General features: G+C 55.3%; 20 protein-coding genes. 5 read left to right on the top strand and 15 right to left on the bottom strand.

What is annotated here, in order from left to right; translation table 11 throughout:
• The first annotated feature begins 13 nt into the window (after positions 1-13).
• Positions 14-1,408, top strand: a complete 1,395-nt coding sequence (locus MITSMUL_RS05225) for a glycoside-pentoside-hexuronide (GPH):cation symporter (RefSeq protein ID WP_005840616.1) — start codon at positions 14-16, stop codon at positions 1,406-1,408.
• A 42-nt stretch (positions 1,409-1,450) separates the two neighbouring features.
• Positions 1,451-2,047, top strand: a complete 597-nt coding sequence (locus MITSMUL_RS05220; protein ID WP_005840615.1) for a cytidylate kinase-like family protein — start codon at positions 1,451-1,453, stop codon at positions 2,045-2,047.
• Positions 2,048-2,164: 117 nt separating this feature from the next.
• Here MITSMUL_RS05220 and MITSMUL_RS05215 read toward each other — a convergent pair whose 3' ends face one another.
• Positions 2,165-3,046, bottom strand: a complete 882-nt coding sequence (locus tag MITSMUL_RS05215) for a L,D-transpeptidase family protein (protein WP_147653099.1) — start codon at positions 3,044-3,046, stop codon at positions 2,165-2,167.
• Positions 3,047-3,266: 220 nt separating this feature from the next.
• Between MITSMUL_RS05215 and MITSMUL_RS05210 the strand changes: the two genes are divergently transcribed.
• A complete protein-coding gene (locus MITSMUL_RS05210) occupies positions 3,267-5,192 on the top strand; it encodes an EAL domain-containing protein (RefSeq protein WP_005840611.1) in 1,926 nt (641 codons plus the stop codon).
• A 351-nt stretch (positions 5,193-5,543) separates the two neighbouring features.
• Here MITSMUL_RS05210 and MITSMUL_RS13205 read toward each other — a convergent pair whose 3' ends face one another.
• The 9 genes from MITSMUL_RS13205 to MITSMUL_RS05165 form a co-directional block, all read right to left on the bottom strand.
• The gene (locus MITSMUL_RS13205; protein ID WP_473741712.1) at positions 5,544-5,666 is read right to left on the bottom strand and encodes a type II toxin-antitoxin system mRNA interferase toxin, RelE/StbE family; all 123 of its coding nucleotides are present in this window, start codon (positions 5,664-5,666) and stop codon (positions 5,544-5,546) included.
• The gene (locus tag MITSMUL_RS05205) at positions 5,608-5,829 is read right to left on the bottom strand and encodes a type II toxin-antitoxin system YafQ family toxin (protein ID WP_473741711.1); all 222 of its coding nucleotides are present in this window, start codon (positions 5,827-5,829) and stop codon (positions 5,608-5,610) included. Before MITSMUL_RS05205 ends, MITSMUL_RS13205 begins: the two co-directional genes overlap by 59 nt.
• Positions 5,826-6,086, bottom strand: coding sequence for a type II toxin-antitoxin system RelB/DinJ family antitoxin (locus MITSMUL_RS05200; protein WP_005840607.1), 261 nt, complete (start codon positions 6,084-6,086; stop codon positions 5,826-5,828). The genes MITSMUL_RS05205 and MITSMUL_RS05200 overlap by 4 nt, the downstream gene beginning before the upstream one ends.
• 153 nt (positions 6,087-6,239) lie before the next feature.
• Positions 6,240-6,872: an NAD(P)-dependent oxidoreductase gene (locus MITSMUL_RS05195; RefSeq protein WP_005840605.1), complete on the bottom strand. Its 633-nt coding sequence runs from the start codon at positions 6,870-6,872 to the stop codon at positions 6,240-6,242.
• A 234-nt stretch (positions 6,873-7,106) separates the two neighbouring features.
• The gene (locus MITSMUL_RS05190; RefSeq protein WP_005840603.1) at positions 7,107-7,292 is read right to left on the bottom strand and encodes a MoaF-related domain-containing protein; all 186 of its coding nucleotides are present in this window, start codon (positions 7,290-7,292) and stop codon (positions 7,107-7,109) included.
• On the bottom strand, positions 7,255-7,617 hold the full coding sequence (locus MITSMUL_RS05185) for a hypothetical protein (protein WP_005840600.1): 363 nt from the start codon (positions 7,615-7,617) through the stop codon (positions 7,255-7,257). The genes MITSMUL_RS05190 and MITSMUL_RS05185 overlap by 38 nt, the downstream gene beginning before the upstream one ends.
• A gap of 631 nt (positions 7,618-8,248) precedes the next feature.
• Entirely contained in the window at positions 8,249-8,557 is a 309-nt protein-coding gene (locus MITSMUL_RS05180; RefSeq protein ID WP_248614809.1) for a hypothetical protein, read from the bottom strand.
• Positions 8,558-8,671: 114 nt separating this feature from the next.
• Entirely contained in the window at positions 8,672-9,217 is a 546-nt protein-coding gene (locus MITSMUL_RS05175; protein ID WP_040635533.1) for a ferritin family protein, read from the bottom strand.
• A 479-nt stretch (positions 9,218-9,696) separates the two neighbouring features.
• Positions 9,697-10,485 carry an ADP-ribosylglycohydrolase family protein gene (locus MITSMUL_RS05165; RefSeq protein WP_005840591.1) on the bottom strand — a complete coding sequence of 263 codons (789 nt, stop codon included), beginning with the start codon at positions 10,483-10,485 and terminating at the stop codon, positions 9,697-9,699.
• A 274-nt stretch (positions 10,486-10,759) separates the two neighbouring features.
• Here MITSMUL_RS05165 and MITSMUL_RS05160 point away from each other — a divergent pair, with 274 nt between their 5' ends.
• Positions 10,760-13,531 carry a zinc-ribbon domain-containing protein gene (locus tag MITSMUL_RS05160; RefSeq protein ID WP_005840587.1) on the top strand — a complete coding sequence of 924 codons (2,772 nt, stop codon included), beginning with the start codon at positions 10,760-10,762 and terminating at the stop codon, positions 13,529-13,531.
• Positions 13,532-13,612: 81 nt separating this feature from the next.
• Here MITSMUL_RS05160 and MITSMUL_RS05155 read toward each other — a convergent pair whose 3' ends face one another.
• The 5 genes from MITSMUL_RS05155 to MITSMUL_RS05135 form a co-directional block, all read right to left on the bottom strand.
• A complete protein-coding gene (locus tag MITSMUL_RS05155; protein ID WP_118176555.1) occupies positions 13,613-13,837 on the bottom strand; it encodes a hypothetical protein in 225 nt (74 codons plus the stop codon).
• A gap of 215 nt (positions 13,838-14,052) precedes the next feature.
• Positions 14,053-14,766: an NAD(P)H-dependent oxidoreductase gene (locus MITSMUL_RS05150; RefSeq protein ID WP_040635530.1), complete on the bottom strand. Its 714-nt coding sequence runs from the start codon at positions 14,764-14,766 to the stop codon at positions 14,053-14,055.
• A gap of 240 nt (positions 14,767-15,006) precedes the next feature.
• Positions 15,007-16,197, bottom strand: coding sequence for a beta-aspartyl-peptidase (iadA, locus tag MITSMUL_RS05145; RefSeq protein WP_005840582.1), 1,191 nt, complete (start codon positions 16,195-16,197; stop codon positions 15,007-15,009).
• Between the two features lie 80 nt (positions 16,198-16,277).
• On the bottom strand, positions 16,278-16,757 hold the full coding sequence (locus MITSMUL_RS05140) for a YjiG family protein (protein WP_005840580.1): 480 nt from the start codon (positions 16,755-16,757) through the stop codon (positions 16,278-16,280).
• A complete protein-coding gene (locus MITSMUL_RS05135; RefSeq protein ID WP_005840578.1) occupies positions 16,744-17,433 on the bottom strand; it encodes a nucleoside recognition domain-containing protein in 690 nt (229 codons plus the stop codon). Before MITSMUL_RS05135 ends, MITSMUL_RS05140 begins: the two co-directional genes overlap by 14 nt.
• A 290-nt stretch (positions 17,434-17,723) precedes the next feature.
• Here MITSMUL_RS05135 and MITSMUL_RS05130 point away from each other — a divergent pair, with 290 nt between their 5' ends.
• Positions 17,724-19,460, top strand: coding sequence for a sigma-54 interaction domain-containing protein (locus MITSMUL_RS05130; RefSeq protein ID WP_050751640.1), 1,737 nt, complete (start codon positions 17,724-17,726; stop codon positions 19,458-19,460).
• Positions 19,461-19,532: the final 72 nt, after the last annotated feature.

Raw genomic sequence — 19,532 nt, 5'->3', positions numbered from 1 at the left:
GGAGGTTCAAATCATGATGAGTAAGTGGCGGGTTCGCATCGGGTACGGCATGGGCGACCTGGGCTGTAATCTGGTGTTCAGTACGATGGCCTCGTATCTGATGGTATTCTACACCGACGTATTCGGCATTGCAGCGGCAGCCGCTGGCACGATGATGCTGGTGACGAAGTTTATCGATGCCATGACGGATACGATGATGGGCATCATCGTCGATCATACCCATACCCGCTGGGGGCAGGGGCGTCCGTATTTCCTGATTGGCGCCATCCCCTTTGCAATCTTTACGTTCCTGACGTTCTATATCCCAGATTTTGATGCGACAGGCAAGCTGATATGGGCGTATGTCACTTACTGCCTGCTCTGCACAGCGTACACCGTCGTGAATATCCCACTCAATACCATTGTCCCGCGGCTGACCTCGGACATCCATGAACGCGACATTCTCGTGTCTACCCGCATGATCTGTGCCATGATCGGTACAGCCATCGTCATGTCCATTACGGCACCGCTCGTCGATTTCTTTGGCGCAGGGGATGAGGCGCAGGGGTATCTCGTCACGATGACGCTTTACGGCATCGTCGCCATGTTCATTTTCTTCTTCACCTTCTCGAGCACGAAGGAAGTCGTCCCCCCGACGGTCAACAATGCGCATATGAGCCTGAAAGACAGCTTCAAGGGACTCACGGGACAGGCATGGATCCTGTTCTTCCTGAACCTCTTCTACTTCTCGCTCTACGTCGTCCGCAACACGACGGTCATCTACTACTTCAAGTATAATCTGGACCGCTCGGATCTGCTGGCACTCGTCGGCCTCCTCGGCATTCTCTCCGGCCTGCCGATGCTCCTGGCACTGCCGTCGCTCGAGACGCGCTTCAAGAAGCGCAGCCTGATGTTCTTCAGCGTTGCGCTCTATATAGCAGGCGACCTGCTGATTTACTTCGGCCAGTCTTCCATCTTCTGCCTGCTGGCCGGCCTCGTCATCACGGGCCTCGGCATCTACGGCATCTTCGGTGTCACCTTTGCAATGCAGCCGGATGTCATCGACTACTCCGAGTACAAGAAGAACCAGAGTGTCGCCGGCCTCATCGCCGCTTTCCAAGGCTTCTTTGTCAAAGGCGGCATGGGCCTGACGAGCTTTGTCGTTGGTCTGTTCCTCAACATGGGTGGCTATGTCCCGAATGCCGTGCAGAGTGCCTCGGCGCTCTCAGCGATCGAGACGTGCTTCATCTGGATCCCGATTGCGCTCTGCGCCATCATTGCGGCCCTGATCTACTTCTACAAGCTCGACTACATCCGCACCGATATGACCGCTGAACTTGATCTGCGCCGCCAGATTCTGGCAGGGCAATCCGAGACGCCGGACATCATCCAGGCTATGCCGCAGTATGACCCCGAGGCAAGGCGCTGATGTTTGGCGAGACCTGTACAGAATCAATACGGAGGAATACCTATGGAAAAGACACTGATCACGATTTCCCGCCAGTTCGGCAGCGGCGGCAGAGAGATTGCTGAGCTTTTGACCAAGAAACTGCACTGCCATCATTTCAACAGCAAGATCGTCGAGATGGCTGCTGCGAACTTGCACGATGGTGTATCTATCAACGAAGCGATTGCACGCTCATATCACACTCCTGAGGAGGCGCAGGGGAATCTCGATAAATACGAGGGCTTCGAGCGCATGGTCGAGAATAACCGCATGTATGTGGAACAGGCCAAAGTCATCCTGAATGTGGCTGAACGGCCAGAGAGTGCCATCTTTCTCGGGCGCTGCGCGGACTACATCCTGCGGAACCGCAAGGATGTGTTCTCCTTCTTCATCTATGCCGACGATGATTTTCGCGCAGAGCGCGGCAAACTCAAGTACCATGGCATGAGCCTCAAAGAGCTCAACCGCGAAGAGAATCGCCGCAAGCAGTACTACGAATTCTACACCGGCCAGCGATGGGGCGACCCGACGAACTACGACATGATGATCAACACGAGCGGAATCTCTCTGGAGACTGCTGCCAATACAATCCTGGCGTATATCCAGTTCTGCCGGAGCTGAAACACAAAGAGAACAAGCAAAAAGCAAAGAGACCGCTGAAGCGCAATGCAGTGTTTCAGCGGTCTCTTGTATATTACCGGTATAGGATGTTGACTGATCGTCTGGTTAGCAGGTGGGTCAGTAGACGATGACCGGCGTGTTCTTGTCGACGTTCTCGTAGATCTTGGCGGCATTGGCTGGCGGCAGGTTGATGCAGCCGTGGGAGCCGTTATTCTTGTAGATCTGGCCGCCGAAGGTCTTGCGCCATGGGGCGTCGTGGAGGCCGACGTTGCAGTTGAACGGCATCCAGTACTTGACCTTGGAGTCGTAGCCCTCGCCGCTCAGCGTCGCGTCGCGCGTCTTGTAGGTCAGGCCGTAGATGCCTTTCGGCGTGGCATGGCCGCGGGTCGGGTTGCCCGAGACGAAGTAGCTCTCGAGGATGCAATGGCCGTCCTTGTAGAGCCAGAGGTACTGGTCCGTCAGGCTGACTTCGACATAGGTCGTGCCCCAGTCGTTCTTGGCGTGGACCGCGGCGGTCTGTGCGTAGATCGGCTCACAGACCGCACTCTGTTTGGCGGCGAGCAGCTCCAGGAGGTGCTTCGTCTCGGCCTCCTGGTCGATGCGCCAGCCGTAATCGCCCTGCGCGATCTGGATGTCGCGGCCCCCCGTCGTGTGGAAGGTACGCGTTGTGTAGGCCGTGTCGTACTTCTCGGCGAGCTCCTTGACAAAAGCCTTGGCCTGCTGCTCGTCGATGGCGACGCTGCCGTCCTCCTGTTCCTTGAGCCACGAGAGGATGCGGTCATTGTCTAAGACCTCACTCTGATCGCCGAATTGGTAGGTGACCGTGACGCCTGCCAAGTCCTTCTGGGCCTGCTCCATCGGCGTCAGCGGCACGGGCTTGGCGCTGCGCGCGGCGAACGCATCCAGAGGGGATCTCCCAATGCATCCCAGCACCCCCGTGACCAGCAGGGCAATCACGCAGAAGGCGCCGAGAAGCATATAACATTGCTTTCGTTCCATCAAAAATCCGTCCCTTTTCCAGCAGGCGAACCAATCACCTGCATCTTTAAAGCACTATGAAAAAACGATTCTTCCAACAATGTACCACATTCTACGAGGAAACGCAAAATTTAAGGCACGGAGACGGCCTTGGGAATGGTCTCCCTTTCTATACTGTGGTAAAATGTAAAAGCAATATGTTTTGCACACAATAGTTTTATCTTATTTTGGGAGAATTTTCATGATCTACCATTATGAATTCGCGCTGTCGTCCTTCGTGGTGCTCATCCTCCTCTGCATCCTGTCGTTGCGGCGCGAGTATCTGCCAATCCGGCGGAACCGCTTCTTCCGCGCGCTGCTCGGCATGGAGGGGCTGACGCTCATCTTCGACATCGTGTCGAGCGAGATGGATGCGCATTACCCGCAATTCTCGAGTGGGGCGCTCTATCTCGCCAACATGCTCTTCTTTCTCGGCTTCATCTGGCGCACCTACCTCGACTTCTCGTACATCGAGTCGCTCATGCGCGAGCGCGGCGTCATCGCACTCTTCCCGCGCTGGCTCGTCGACCTGCCCGCCATCCTCTCGACGCTCGTGCTCCTCAGCGCGCCGCTGACGGGGCTCGTCTTCTCGATCGACGCGCAGGGCTACCACAGCGGGCCGCTCTACCGCATCATCTACGCGAACGCCTACTTCTACCTGCTGCTCATGATCACGCTGTCCATCATCGGTCTGCGGCGCTTCTCCTGGACGCGCATCGAGCAATTCTCGCTGGTCGGGGCTTGGCTCGTGCTCTGCGTCGGCTATGTCGTGCGCATGTACGCCTCGCCCTACCTCGTCATGGACTCCTTCTACATGCTGGGCATCCTCATCCAGTACTTCGCGTTCCAGAACCCCGACATCTTCCTGGACCGCAGGACGGGAGCTCTGAGCCACGCGACAGCAGTGCCCTATCTGCAGGAGCTCAATGACCGGGGGCCGTTCTTCGCGTTTGCCATCGGGATCAACGACTACATGGAGAGCTGCTCGCTCTACGGCGAGCGGCAGATGACGAAGGGACTGCGCGCCATCACGCGCTACCTCAAGGCAGTGTTTCCCGACTGTCAGGTCATCTACGCGGCCATGGGGCGCTTCGTCCTGCTTTCAACGAAAGAAACACCGTTCACGAAAGTCCATGAGGAAGTCAATGCGCACATGCAGGCCCCGTGGGTCGACAAGCACGCGCACCTCTACCTGACGGCCAGCTACGCGATGTTCCAGGGGCAGCTGAAGCGCCGCAAAGACATCGAGCTCTTCTTCGACTACACGGCCACGGCCCTGCACCGCGCCGAGGAGCAGCACGACGTCATCGTCATGGAGCAGTCGCTCTTCGACCAGGCCCGCATGAATGCCAGAGTCCGTCTGGCCGTCGACCGTGCCATCGAGACGAACGCCGTCGAGATCTACTTCCAGCCGCTCTACGGCACGCAGCAGCACCGCATCATCGGCGCGGAGGTGCTCGCGCGCCTCCACGACGAGGAGCTCGGTTTCATCCGGCCCGACATCTTCATCACCGTCGCCGAGCGCAGCGGCAGCATCACCCAGCTCGGCGAGCAGGTCTTCGAGAAAGCCTGCCTGTTCCTCGCCGAGCATCCGCTCCGCGAGCTCGGCCTCGAGCGCCTGAATCTCAACCTCTCGCCCATCCAGTGCCGCGACAGCCACATGGCTGAGCGGCTCTGCCGCATCGCGCAGCGCCACAAGGTGCCCATCCACAGCTTCCGCTTCGAGATCACCGAGTCGGCGCTCTCCTATGAGCAGCGCCTGCAGCAGAACATGGACATGCTCATCGCGCAGGGCGCCGTCCTCTCGCTCGACGACTTCGGCACCGGCTACTCCAACCTCATGCGCGTGCTGAAGTTCCCGTTCGAGGACGTTAAGCTCGACATGAGCTTCGTCCGCGCCTACTTCGACCAGACCAACAAACTGCTGCCCGCCATCATCGAGGGCTTCCAGTCCTTCGGCGTCCAGATCACCGCCGAGGGCATCGAGAACAAGCAGATGGCCGAGACCCTCACACGCCTCGGCTGCCGCATCCTGCAGGGCTTCTACTTCGCAAGGCCCCTGCCCATGGACGAGTTCCTGCACTACCTCAAGACCACCGCTCCAACCGTCCGCACCAATACCGACTGAATAACAGAACCCTCCCGACCGTCAGCAGTCCGACCGTCCGACCATCCCCCCATCCGATAGTCGGCACGCCGACAGTCGGACTCCCGACCACCACCCAAAAGTCCAGCACCAGCAAAAAGTCCGGTGCTGGACTTTTTCATAGAGAGACGCATTTTAACCGTACCAACCGCACCTGCTCTAAAGGTAGCCGCATTTTAACCAAAAGGCCGCCTAAAGGTAGAAATCCCCTGCTCGTGACGTCTACATTTCCCCAAGATTGCCTCAGATAACAGGAAAGGTAGCCGCATTTTACCTCAGTCCGCTCGTTTCAGAGTCGGTGGAGGTTAAAATAGGGCTACCTTTGGAAGTTCGTCAATAACCTTTGAAAACATCGTCATGTGTTCCGGTCCTGGCCAACACCAGGATCAGGCGGTCCTCAATGATCTTGTAGATCAAGAGCCAATTTGAGAGAATATGGCATTCGCGATACCCCATGTATTCCCCACTCAATGCATGATCTCGATATTTTTGCATCGAGTGGTTTACGAGCCTGTAAGGTGTTAATGACCTCTTTCAGCAGGGCCATGTCGAGACGACGCTTCTTAGCTCGTTTGATATCACGCTTGAACTGCGTATAATATTGGATTTTTAGTGTCATATCCCTAAATCCTTGTAAAGCTCGTCAGTATCCTGATACACCTTGCTCAGTCCGACACCTGCCTCGATATCCTGGACTGCATGATGTAGATCATTGGGCCGGTCGACAATCTCGAAGGGAATCTTCCCCTGGATGTCAATCTGATGGAGCAGTAGGTTCACTGCGCTGCTAGTGGTCAAGCCCATACGTTTCAGCTTCTTATCCACACGATGCTTCAATTCTTCATCGACACGTACCTGTAATAACGCTGTGGACATTAGCGTCACCTCCTCTTTTATCTGTAGTATATCGCAATTACATTGTAATTACAATATACCTTCGAATAGTAAACACCCCCGGTCGACTGGTGGGGAATCCAGTCGACCGGGGGTATCTTTGTCTTTTAGGGAAATTTTTTGGAGAAGAGGGAATCAGGCGCGGACGACGGAGATGCGCTGCTGGATGTGGTGGCCCTTCTCAATCTCGTCGACCATGGCGATGGCGTAGTCGGCGTAGGAGATGACGGACTCGTTCTTGCTGTTGAGCGTGAACTCCTCACCAGCGAGGATGTACTTGCCCGTGCGCTCACCGTCAGCCTGGAAGTCGGCTGCCGGGCTGATGTGCGTCCACTTGACGTCTTTGCGTTCGCGCAGTTCGTCGAGGGATTTGGCCATTGCCTTGGACAGCGGCAGATAGTCGGCCGGGAAATCCGGTGCATCGAACAGCTGCATCGTATGCTCTGGATTGAGGTAAAGGGAGCCGGCACCGCCGACGATCAGCAGGCGCGTATCCGTGCCCGAGAGGATATCGGCGAGGTGCTGCGTTGTCGTGGAATAAAGCGGCAGCGTCTCTTCCTTCCAAGCACCGAATCCATCAACGACGGCGTCAAAGCCGGCGAGATCTTCCTTCGTGAGGTCGAGGATGTCCTTCTGGCGGTAGTCCTTTGCCTGCGTGTTGTTCTCCGCATGGCGTCCAAAGGCGACGACCTCATGGCCACGGCTCAGCGCCTCGGCGATGACTTTTCTAGCGACACGGCCATTTGCTGCTACAACTGCGATTTTCATAGTGATTTCTCCTTTTCGTATACGGGCCAGCGCCCTCAATCATTATTGGTTTTGTAACTATCGTTATTTCATCTGACAGCTCATACTATACCATAGGGGTGTTTTAGTGTCAATATCTTTATTACAACAATGGCAAAATTTTTTCTGAAAGAGAAATCCCCAGCGGACCTGCTTCATGCCGGTCGGCTGGGGATGGCTCACCCTTTGGACGCAGCAAGGGGCGTTTCTGTATGCTTACTTGTTGGCTTCGTGGATGGTGAAGGTGCCGCGATGGAAGATCGAGGCACGGTTGCCGCGCTCGCCTTCCTTGTTCCAGGTCATGTAGGCGAAGACCTTATGGGTCTTGAAGTTGATGACCTGCGAGATGACGACACCCTTCTGCTCAATCCAGTTGACCTGATAGACGTCCTTGCCGATCATACTGCTCGTTGTCGGACGGCGCGAGGGAGAGGCCAGTCGTCGGCGTCCATCTCAGCACGCCGACTTCTGGATAGTCGATGTTGAACTTGAAGCCGCTGTCATAGCTCACAGAGATGGTCTTGCCCTGGACATGCTTGAAAAAGGCTTCTTTTTCCTTCTCGGCCGTCGCAGCCGTGGCGATCTTGCTCTTCTCCGCCGCAGCCTGTGCCGCTGCAACCTGCTCAGCCGTCGGTACGACGCTCTTGGCATTCGTGTCCGCTGCCGAGCAGATGCTAGCAAAGGAAAGCGCGGCAAGCATGGTGACAAGTACTTTTTTCATTTTCATGATAAAACCTCCCGATGGATGTGAAGTGATTGATTTAATTAGTACGATATGGTATTATCATAAGCCCTTTTTGTCCGTTCATCAAGAAGGATTTTTTGCTTGCGTCGGTATGGAATGCTTGCGTATCGGTGCAATGTCGCTCAAATAGCAAACACCCCCGGTCGATTGGTCTGGTTCCCAGTCGGTCGGGGGTGTTCACTCACTTTTTAGGAAAGGGATTCTTGACACTCCCCATGCGTAAACGCAGGGGATTCTTAATTCAACGACCGTTGCGAATCGACCTAGGCCTATTCGTCTTACACAATCTCCAAAAGCGTAAATTCCCGTGTGTCCCACGGTATTTGTGTATGTGAATGCTTGTTATCTTTACAGCCGCAAGGTCTTTAAATTACGACAGGTTGATACACGCAACCTCAACCCGCTAAGAACTGGTTGCCCGTAGGCCTTGGTTTTCGATTCGTCCAGTATCTATTATGGCGAGGCTTCTCCTTTCTCTCGTATTCTTTAGGTTAAGCTTATCATACCACGAAAGTTAGCAGTTGTCCGCCTCCAACACTTACGTGAAGTCGGCAGACGCGCCTTATATCCCCAGCCCTGAAGGAACGGGGTTTTACGGCGCATTTTGATAAGATTAACGTGCGCCAGCCTTGGGGTATTCGAACGTGTAGCCTACGCCGAAGTGGAGCAGGTACTCTTCGTGACCGGCAACGGGGATCCAGTAACCATAGGCCTGACCTAAGGGAGTCTCATAGGTGATGTAGACGGCCTTCTTCTCGTCAGCTGCCTTATTGCAGAGGCAGCCGTGATGCGGCTCTGTGCCAATCTGGGAGCATTTCATCTCGGTGTTGAGGCCCATCGACGCTGCCTTCTTGTTGACAGCGTAGATTTGGCGGCTCTTCTGGATGAGCATGACGGGTTCGGGGAAATTGTCCCACATCATGTGAAATGCATCGATTACGTTCTGGTTATCCATTGCTTTTGCACCTCAATCTGCTTTTATTGGGAGTTTTGCAGCCGAGGGGGATCGGCTGCATGATGTGTTATTCTGTAGGGGTTACTTCTTCAGGACGAAAGCGCTCTTCGGCTGGCCGCAGAGCGGGCAGACGTAGGAGTCGTCCTCGTCGTTGATGTCGCCGACGTATTCGTAGCCGCAGACGGGGCAGACATAGACTTTCTTGCCGGTCGTATCCGCTTTCTTCGGCTGGTACTTGTCGAGCATGGCCTGCAGGCGGACGCCGTGGCCGCCTTCCTGACGTGCGAAGACGTCCATCTGATCGGCTGCTTCTGCAAAACCGGCGGCGCGGACTTTGTCGGCAATCGCCTTGACCTGTGCTTCGCCGTTCGCTTCTGCTTTCTGTACCGTGCGCACGAGGCCCCAGAAATCGGACGGGTATTTGCCATTGAGCACGGCATAGAAGCCAGCGTGGACAGCCTCTTCATTGGCTGCAGCAATGAAACCCTCTGCCACATCTTCGAGGCCCTGCTCGCGTGCGAGCTGCGCTAGTGCGTAGTACATCATGACGCCATTGGCCTCTGCCTGCATCAGGCTCTTCATCATGCTCTCAAATTCCGTACCTTTCGTGATCCCGTTCAAGCTCATCATCATGTCCTCCTAAAATACATACACATATCGGTTGTTTATAGTATGACTTTATTATATTGCACAAAATCAATTTTGTCAAATATAAAATGGCAAATTAATAAAAACTGTATATCTATGCAGGATTGTTCGATAAAATAGTATGTTGCATTACAGAAAAGCCAAAATATTTCGCGAAAATACTTGACAATGTTACGCAATCCTGCTACAATAAAATCAAGCAAAAGGAAGAAAGCCATACGAAAACCAAGGATGACTTCTTACCGGACGCGAATAGCTTAGCCCACTGGGGCGGGCAAGTGGTTTCTCCAAATTCTCCAGAAGGAGGGGAGTCCGATGGGCCAGTAAAGGTTCCATGCGGTAGACATTAACATGGACAATCAAACAGAAAGCAAATAGCCGTTCAGTCGAAACAGATTGAGCGGCTTTTGCTTTATAAGAAAGACCTCCACGATCAATAAGCGTGGAGGTCTTTTGATTCAGTTTGGATAGGCCGACTCGAACTCGGTCACGATCTGCTGCAGTGGCGCGTCGAGGAGCTGCATGGCGGCTTCGCGCAGGTCAGCGGGGATGCCGTAGTGGGCTTCAGCAATGCTGCCGGCAATGGCGGCGATGGTATCGCTGTCGCCGCCAATCGAGATGGCGTTGCGGATGGCGTCTTCAAAGCCCGTCGAGGAGAAGAAGGCGACGAGCGCCTGCGGCACGGAGCCCTGGCAGGCAGAGCTGAACTCATAGGTCGGCCGGATCTCGTCGAGCGTGAAGTCCAGCGGGTAGTAGCGGTCCTGCGCGAGCTCATGCAGATCCTCCATCGCCATGCCCTGGCGCGCATGGTAAATCAGGACGGCTACAGCTTCTGCGCCTTTGATGCCCTCTGGATGGTTGTGGGTCACGGCTGTGACGGCAAGGGAGAGCTTCTGGGCTTCTTCTTCCGTGCGCGCCGCAAAGCCGGCTGGGCTCACGCGCATAGCCGAGCCATTGCCGAAGCTGTTGTAGGGCTCCGGGTGGTCACACTGCAGCCAGGCGCGAAAGCCGCGGCCATAGCCGGCCCTCGGATAGGCGCGCCCGAGCTCCTGCATCGCCGCCACTGCCTTAGCGGGCAGATCCTCATAATCCGGTCGCGCCGCTAAGATGGCCTTCGCCACCGCCAACGTCATGATGCTGTCGTCCGTCGGACGGCACTTCGGATGGAAGAGTGTGAAGTCCTTGTGACGGTAGTTGTGCCACTCGAAGCGCGAGCCGACAATGTCACCAATGATAGCTCCCATCATATCGATCACCAATCCTTTCTGCTGCTGTTTGTCTTAGTCGGATGCCTCAGAATGCATATGAGGCACAGGAGCGAAAAAGTCCAGTGCTGGACTTTTTCGGGTTAGATTCAGTTACTGCAGGGATTCGTCGGGCTGCTGCCTGAATCCTGCTGTGTCTTTTTCATTCACGGCAGGCAGCGTCGGCGAAGCGCAGCGTGAGAGGAGGATTTCCGGCGGCAGACGGCGAACCCCTTCTTATCATAAAACGGACTTTTGGACGGAAGAGGTGGAGACGATGTTTTGCATGAACTGCGGCACGAAGCTGCCGGATCACGCTAAATTCTGTTTTAACTGCGGGGCCAAGGTCCCGGATGGTCTCGGCGATGGCGAGGCGGCATCTGTTGCTCCGGAAGAGCAGGTGCCAGATACGAAGACTCCTGTGACAGAGCCGCAGGAGGAATCTGTTCCGGGCAGCCATTTCACAATTCTCGGAAAATACAAGGTAGAGCTGCCGCGCGGCACGGCGGTATACAATCAGCTCTGGGCGCCGTTCAACCGGGAGGGGACGCGGCTTGCCCTGCTGGCCCGTCATGAGATCCGCAAGCACCTGAAGGAACACACGGTGGAGAATCCCGTCGAGTTCTCGGCACAGGTGCTCGCGTACTGCATGAGCGCCTGCGGGCCGCTGTTTGAGCAGGCCGTGGACCTCCTGATCGACCACGATATCGACTATGTGACGAAGAAGGACCTCTGGGACCGGCTCGATGATTCCGTCAAGTCGACGGACCTCGTCCAGGCCATGCTGGCGGACCAGGCGGCCATCGAGGACTATGAGAAGGACCTGGCCGTGGAGAAGCAGGCCGACAAGGCGAGCTGGCGGGGTGGCGGCTTCGGCATCATGGGAGCCATCACGGGCACGATCAAGGCGTCGATGATGAACACGGCGCAGGATGCCCTGAGCTCTCTTGGACGCAGCATCACGGGCAATTCCTATTCGGACCGGCTCGAGAACTTCATCCGCGACCGCAGTGCAAAGCGGAACTATCCGGCCATGGCCTGCGATTTCATCAGCACCATTTGCCGGTTTGACCTCTTTACCGAGGTGCATCGGCTGCTGGTCGCAGAGTGCGATCTGCCGGAAGCGTCATTTGAAACGGATAAGGCCGACAGCCGGCGCAAGAACCTCTTGGAGCGCTTTGCCAATGGCAAGATCGAGGAAGAGGATGTGTTCAAAGGGCTTTGCAGCTGTCTGGAAATCACGGGGAACACGCTGCCGGTCTACAAGGCGCTGCTGGAGCTGGAGCCTTCTGCCGCAAGGGATGTGTTCCAGATGGCAGAGGCCGAAGGCGAGGAGCTCGATCTGGCCAGGTCGGTCTGGCAAACGTACATGAAGAACAAGAATGTCGGAAAGGTGTTCCATTTCCCCGACTGGGTGCCGAACTTCCTTTCCCGACCGTTTTATCCGGTGGCCGGTCCGGCTATGCTGCTGGCACTGCTGATCGAGCTCCGCGACCTGCCCCAGATGTTCCGCAGAGAGGAAAGCCCTCATGTGGACATCGCTCTGGCGGCCGGCACGTATTGGATTCCGGCGGATGCCGCTGATGTGAGCTTTTGGGGCATGGACAGCGAAGTACTGCTGGAGCTTGAGAAGCCAGAGCAGACCGACTGGGCTGCGCATGATGTCCACTTCCATCTCGTGCAGTTCACCGGTGCCGCAGAGGCATGGTCTAATGGCATCCGCGAGAAGAAACTCCGAGAGGCGCAGGAGGCCCTCGAAGCCGGTGACAAGGCGCATGCGCTGCTGGCGTTCCAGCTTGCTGCAGAGATGGGCAGTGCCGAAGCGGCCTGGCAGGCGGGAATCCTGCAGGCGAGAAGCGGCCAGCAGGATGAAGCGCAGTGGTCCGCTGTGGAAGCGGCCGTGCTGGGCAAGAAAGATGCTGCTTGGGTGCTGTACCAGTATCTGAAGAAGAAACAGAACGAGCAGTGCGCTGCTTACCGGAGACTGGCCGCCAAGGACGCGCAGGAGCTGGTCGCGCAGGGGAAATTCGCCGAGGCGCTGGACTGGTACGAGAAACTCGTGGCCGAAGGCGATGGCACGGCCTGCTTCTACATCGGCCAGATGGCCGAGCAGGGTCAGGGCATGGAAGAAGATAAAGACAAGGCCATGGCGTGGTACGAGAAAGCCAAGTCCCTTGATTGCGAAGAAGCGGGGACTGCCATCGGCGCGCTTGCCTTTGCGCAAGGCCAGCAATGGGAAGAAAGAGCCAGTGCAGAGACGGGCGAACAGGCCATGGCCGACTGGCAGCAGGCATGGCAGTCGTATCAGCAGGCTCTGGCGGAGCAGCATCCGGGGGCAGACGAGAAGATCCGGACAATTGGGCTCCAGCTCGGCAAGGCGATGGAAGCGCAGGGCGAATCGGTAAAAGCACTGGATTACTATCAGGCGGCGCTGGCGCAGGGCAGTCAGGAAGCGCTGCTGGAGGCGGCCCGCCTGTGTGTCGACCCGCGCAACGAAACGTTTGACTTCCAAGAGGCATGGCATCTCTACCAGAAGGCCGCTGAGGATGCTGAGACCGAGGCGGATGAGGAAGCCGTCCAAGCAGAATGGGACAGCCGCAAGGCGCTCGTGCCGCTGGAGGAGCGCGTGGCCTGCCTGACGGAAGCCGTGGCAGACCAGATGGCAGATGCCGCTTACTACTATTGGGGCGAGAAGCTGTCCAATCCGCTGGAAAATGCCATGAAGTCCTACGGATCGCAGGCCGGTGTCGAGGCGGATGAAGTCGTCGTGCTCGGTGACTCGACCCATTCCCTGTTCTGGGGCAAGGGCGAGGAAGGCTTCCTGATCACCGAGGACGGCCAGCTCATCAGCTCGCTCGGCACCAAGATCTCGCTTGACGAACTGGGCCCTGTAGCATACCGCGAAGAAGAGCTCGTGGCAACCATCTCCGGCACCGTGCTGGCCCGCTTCAAGGGGCAGTCGGATGAAGACCCGGTGTTCTGCGGGCTCCTAAACGAGATCGTGCTGCTGTTGCATCCGAGAAGAGGCGATACAGGCCAGATACTTTAACACATGATACTGAAAAAGCTCCGTGGCCACGGACATCTCTCTGAGGAAGATGTTCGTGGTCACGGAGCTTTTCTGGTAAAATCAGCCCTGATTCGGATTCCAGCTGCTGGCACCCAACGGCTCGATTGGATGCGCGTCGCTGAACGGAGCCCCGCAGTTTGGGCAGCCTTTATCTTCGCCGCAGCTGTCGCAGTAGAGCGTGCCGCAATTGCTGCATTCGTATAAGAGTTCTTGCTGTTCTTCCTTCTCCTGTGCACCGCAGTAGCTGCAGTCATCCTGCAGGACAAATGCATTCTTGTCAGCCATGGTCATCACATTCCTTTCTTTGCTCAGGGTAGTTCTGTTTCGGTTATCCCTTCAGCTTTCGTCTCGGTGGGCCGGGTTCGTTTGCTCTTTACGGTTATCAGTATACAGATTTGCCGCTGCTAGTTCTGTAACGTTAGCTACACAATCCGATTTCCTTACGGTATCAGTACGCTGGGTACGGTACCGTCTTTATAGGGAAGGCGTTAAAAAACGGCTCATTTCCAGATGATGGATTCTTCGAGGGGACGACGGCGCTTGTCGCGATGCGGTACTTCGCCGCGATATCCGAGAGCAGTCATGCAGGCGACACCGAAGTGCTCGGAATCGTAGAGATGGTAGGTATTCGCTAAAACCGTCTCGATCTTATCCTTCGTGAAGCCTTCGACCGGGCAGGAGTCGATGCCGAGGTAGGCTGCTGCAAAGAGGACGTTGGCCATGACGATATAGGCCTGCTTTGCTGACCAGTCGAAGGCTGCACGATCGGACTCGAGAATCTTATGCTGGTCGCGGCAGAATCCCGTATAGGCCTTCTCGAACATGTTGTATGCCTGCTCGGGCAGTTCCATGATGTCGTGCGTGATGTGCTCAAGGTAGGGCGAGCCGAAGGTGATATCCGCCTTTTTCCGTGCCAGGAACACCAGAAAATGGCTGGCATCCTGCAGCGCGGCATCTGCACCCCAGGCATATGGCCGGATGGCCTGACGGATTTCCGGGTCCTGCAGGACGATGATCTTCCAAGGCTCAAAGCCGAACGATGTCGGCGCAAGGCGTGCCGCCTCTAGAATCGTCTGCATGTCCTCGTCGCTGATCTTCTTGTCCCTATCCCATGCCTTTGTCGCATAGCGGTACTTCAGGACATGCAGCAAATCCTCGCGGCGCAGCTTTGGCTGTGCCACCTTTACCGTTTCGATGATTGCTTTCTCGTTCATATCACGCGTCCCCTTCCTTTTATCGTGTTCGCTAGATTTCATTCTATCATGAAGATCGTCATTCGTATGTGATTCAGTATCTTTTGGGGCATCTTGCTGACGAGTGGGATACCGGATTGTCTCAGCATAGCAACTAGAAAAAATTCGACGGGTGAATTTCCTTTAATACAATGAAGGAAATTCACCCATCGAATTTATTACTGATGCAGGTGTGAAGGGGGCGACTTGCACCAAGCAGGATTAGGACTCGAAGGTACCCTTGACGATGGCTTTGCCAGCTTCTACCATCTGCTGGCCTCTTGCCCAGACGTGCTGGAGCTTGAAGTCGTCGGTGATGACGATGAAGTCGGCATCACTCTGTGGAGCTAGGATGCCTTTCTTCGGATAGATATGGAGTGCCTTGGCGACGTTGGTGCTGAGAATCTGGACGGCCTGGTCGATGGCGATGCCTTCTTCTTCGACCATATCGCGGAATTCTGTGAACATAGAATGCTGATCGCCGACGCCGACGCCAATCGGGTTACCGGCTTCATCGAACACCGGCATGCTGCCGTTGCCATCGGAGCTCATGGTGATATGGGAAAGAGGAACACCGGCATCGAGAGCTGCTTTTGCGGCTTTGCTCGGTTTCACAGCATTTTCGGAGCCCGGATGGCTCGGGTCGATGCCGGAAGTGATGTCCATGTAGCCACCTTGTTTCGCCCATTCAATGCTTTCAGCAAAGAGGTGCTTATTGCGGTTGACATGCGTCGGCAGGAACTGTGTCTTAGGGATCTCGCCATCTTCTGTGATCTCGAAGAGGTATTTCATGCCGTTGCGGCCATCGCCCATATGCATATTGATGATGCCGGCTTTGCCGCTGATCATGCCGCCGACGCGCGTCTCGGCAGCGAGACGGCGGTAATCCTGTGCCGTTGGCTGACCGGAACGATGATCGCTCATGGCAATCTCGCCAGCACCGATGATCTTGTCGATCATGACGATATCCTTGCGGACACTGCCTGTGATGGTCGGTGTGGGCAGCTCGTAAGCACCCGTGTAAATATAGGTGGACAGGCCCTCGTATTCCAGACCACGCGCTTTGGCGAGCAGGCTCTCGACGTGGCGTGTCGTACCATCGGTACCGAGCAGGCCGCAGACGGTCGTGACGCCAGAGGTCGTTACTTTCGAGAGCAGTAGCTCCGGTGTGCGCGTATGGTAGCCGCCTTCACCGCCGCCGCCAATCATGTGGACATGGCCGTCAATGAAGCCTGGCAGTACACGTGCGCCCTTGAGGTCGATCTCGCGGCATTCGATGCCTTTCGGTGCTTCGATACCTTTGCCGATGCCGGCAATCTTCTCTCCGGCAATCAACAGATCTTGGATCCCTTGGTCTTCAGACGCGTAGAGATGCGCATTGCGCAGCATCGTGAAAAATGGCTGGTTCGACATAAAGTCATCATCCTCTCATAAAAGTGCTTATGCATGTACCATGTACTTGGATATGTTGTTGAGATGCCCTGCTGCGGTCCTCAGATGAACAGCAGGATAAGGCGCATTGCCCAGATCGAGAGCAGTGCATTGATGAAGCAGATGCTGATGATTGCAACGTAGTGCTTAGTGTTGACACCAGAGATACCGAGGCAGCGGCCGACGTTCTGTACCGGATTGCCAATCAAGTAGATTGCCGGGACAAGGATGGTGAGCTGTGTCGGATCCAGTATGCCGCTCGTGAAGAGGCTCATCGCAACACCGATGCCACCACCCATGCTCATGATTGCCGTGACGAGCACGGTTGCAGCTTCTCCGGGTAGTCCCCAGAGTGCCATGATTGGAGCGCAGATCACGCCGATGATGTGCAGGAGGCCTGTGACATCGAGAATGCGGATGATGACGAAAGCCATGATGACATTCGGCAGCAGGCTCGTCGTGCCAATCGTAAAGCCATTGCGCGCACCGTCGATGAAGAGGTCAAGGACATTTTTCTTTTTTGCAGTTTCAGGCGTTGCCATTTGCATTCCCTCCAGTCGTATCTTTCCGGTAGAACATCTTCAAGTACATGCGCATCAAATTGCCGCCGATGATCTTGAAGACGAACATGACGATGATTGGCACGATGATTGGTGCGACCATGTAACTGAATACGGCTGCGCCAGATGAGAAGTAGTTGGTGATAAAAGCGGAAGCACTGGTTTGATAGGCAATCAGGATGGAGCGCTCATTGTCTGTAATCTCGCCTTGGTCGTAAAGTTCCTTGACCATGCCGGCTGCGGCGTCTGTGCTCTGCATGTTGGCGATACTGGCAAGAGCCGTGATGCCCGGGATGCCGAGCAGAGGCTTCAGGATTGGCGTCATGAGCTTCTGTGCTGCACGCAGGCCGCCGAGGCCATCAATGACATTGACGATACCGAGAGCCAAGATGACAGCTGGAATGAGCTCAATGGCGAACAAGAAGCCATCGCGGGCACCTGTACCGCCAGCACCACGGAAGTCCAGAGCCTTTTCGGCTCCCGGCGGAATCGTGCCGAACTTACCGTTCAGCACATTGAAGTCGAATACCTTGAGCCAGCTATCCGATGATGAGAAAATACCAGAGAAGATGATGATGGCAAAGATGAAAGCAGCGTAGCCTACCCATCCAACCTTGATTTTCGGCGTTTCGTCCTTGGGTGTCTTATTCTCTCCCATAAGAATCTCTCCCTTGCTGATGTTGCTTGATGCATATACGTTCTAAGATATGGCCACGTCTATTTATAATGCAAGATAGGTGCCAACTTTTGAACGATGGACATTTTTCGCGAAAAAAATGGGCTTTAGTCGAAATTTGGGATGTAAAACAATATTTGTGCGTTGTGTGAGTACATATAATGATGTTTTGAATCAATATGTATACACAGTGACAATAAAAAGCAGTATAATAATGGGAATGGGATAACATTTTATGGGATATACCCCATTTTATAAGGAGAAAGTCATTCATGAAACATATTGCTTTAATCGCTCTCGGCAGGGATACCTCATATTGTTGCCGTGAGCAGCTCCATAGGCTGCTGGATAATCGCATCAATATCAGCAACTATTATGTAGAGGGCAACCTTCCGCAACGGATCAAAGCGGACTTCGCCATTTTTACGAGCCGTCTGGCCTATCAGAAAGCCCATACGCATCTGTCGCAGGGCGTCCCCTATCTGATTTCGCGGCGCTCCATCAACTATCATGAGGTCGACAAGCTGTTCGAACTGCCTGCTGGTACGAATGTCCTGCTCGTCAATGACTGCCTCCAGAGTGCTAACGATACCATATCCTTGTTGCAGACCCTTGGCATCGATCATCTCAACTACTATGCGTTTGCGCCTGGGATGGATGATCCGAAGGTGGCAAAGGTAGCGATAACACCCGGGGAGTCTCGCTTTGTGCCGCCTGCCATTGAGAAGATCGTTGATATCAAGACACGGCTCATCGATATCACTTCGCTGGGTGAAATGCTGTCACGCATGAGGATCTTGGACCATTATGCCGATTTCCTCTCGGCACAGTATGTCCGCGATATCATTCAGCTCATCGATAAGAATCAGCGTTACAAGAATCGAGCTGCGCAGCTTGAACAGGAACTCAGTCGTGTCGAGTCCTCCCGAAGCCATCAATCCCCCGATGTCAACCTGCAGGCAGTCTATCACTTCGATGATGTTCTGGGAAGTGCTCCTTCGCTACTGTCAGCGATTCGCATCGCCAAGCGCTTTGCTGATTCGGTCTCCACCGTGCTCATCCAGGCGCAGAGTGGTACGGGAAAGGAACTGATGGCGCAGAGTATCCATAATGCTTCTGGTCGTGCAAACGGTCCCTTCGTAGCCGTTAATTTTGCTGCTATCACCGAGTCCCTGCTGGATTCGGAGCTTTTCGGCTATGTGGAGGGAGCCTTCACAGGAGCATCGAGACATGGTGCGAGCGGACTGTTCGAACGGGCCAATCATGGGACGATCTTCCTCGATGAGATTGGCGATGCCCCGCTTTCTTTTCAGGTGAAGCTCTTGCGCGTCTTGCAGGAGCGTGAAATCCGTCGTGTGGGCAGCGCCGTTCCCATCCATATCGATGTGCGCATCATTGCAGCGACAAATCAGGATCTTAAGGAACTCGTCCGTCAGGGAAAATTCCGTGAGGACCTTTACTATCGCCTAAGCGTCCTGCCGCTGACGCTTCCACCACTCGCCGAACGGAAAGAGGATATCCCCGTGCTGGTCTCTACCTTTCTCCAATCGTTCTTCCTGGACATGGGCGTGCGAGAGACACGGGCGTGGATGGAGGGAATCCTGCCGATTTTACTCCAGTACAGCTGGCCGGGCAATATCCGCGAATTGCAGAATGTCGTCGAATATCTGGCTAATGTCTGTGACAGCAATCCGCGCCCGGAAGATTTGCCACCGAACTTTTCTGCTGCCATTGCATCCGTGCGGAATCGGCAGGGGAAACAAACTGCCGGTGGAGAGACATTGAAGACGGCTGTCCTGCGGGAGCTAGCAATAGCCGCGCGCATTGGCCAGCACTTGGGACGCCGTTCCTTAGCACGAAATCTGGAGGTCCCAGAAAGTCAGATCCGCCATGTCTGTCAGGAGCTCGTGACAGAGGGCGAGATTGTCCTCAAACCTGGACGCGGCGGCATTCAGCTCAAGAGAAGCTGGTCAGAGATCTTGGCTGCGGATGAGGATGCTTTGCAGTAGAAGGGTCTATTCGATAAGATTGTGCCAAAAGTGGGGCTTTTTGCACGATGACGGTGGAGATGCACGACGATG

The sequence above is a fragment of the Mitsuokella multacida DSM 20544 genome, from assembly GCF_000155955.1.
Taxonomy (GTDB): domain Bacteria; phylum Bacillota; class Negativicutes; order Selenomonadales; family Selenomonadaceae; genus Mitsuokella; species Mitsuokella multacida.
Note: the sequence above shows the minus strand (reverse complement) of the source record. Positions and strands in the feature narration are given on the sequence as shown.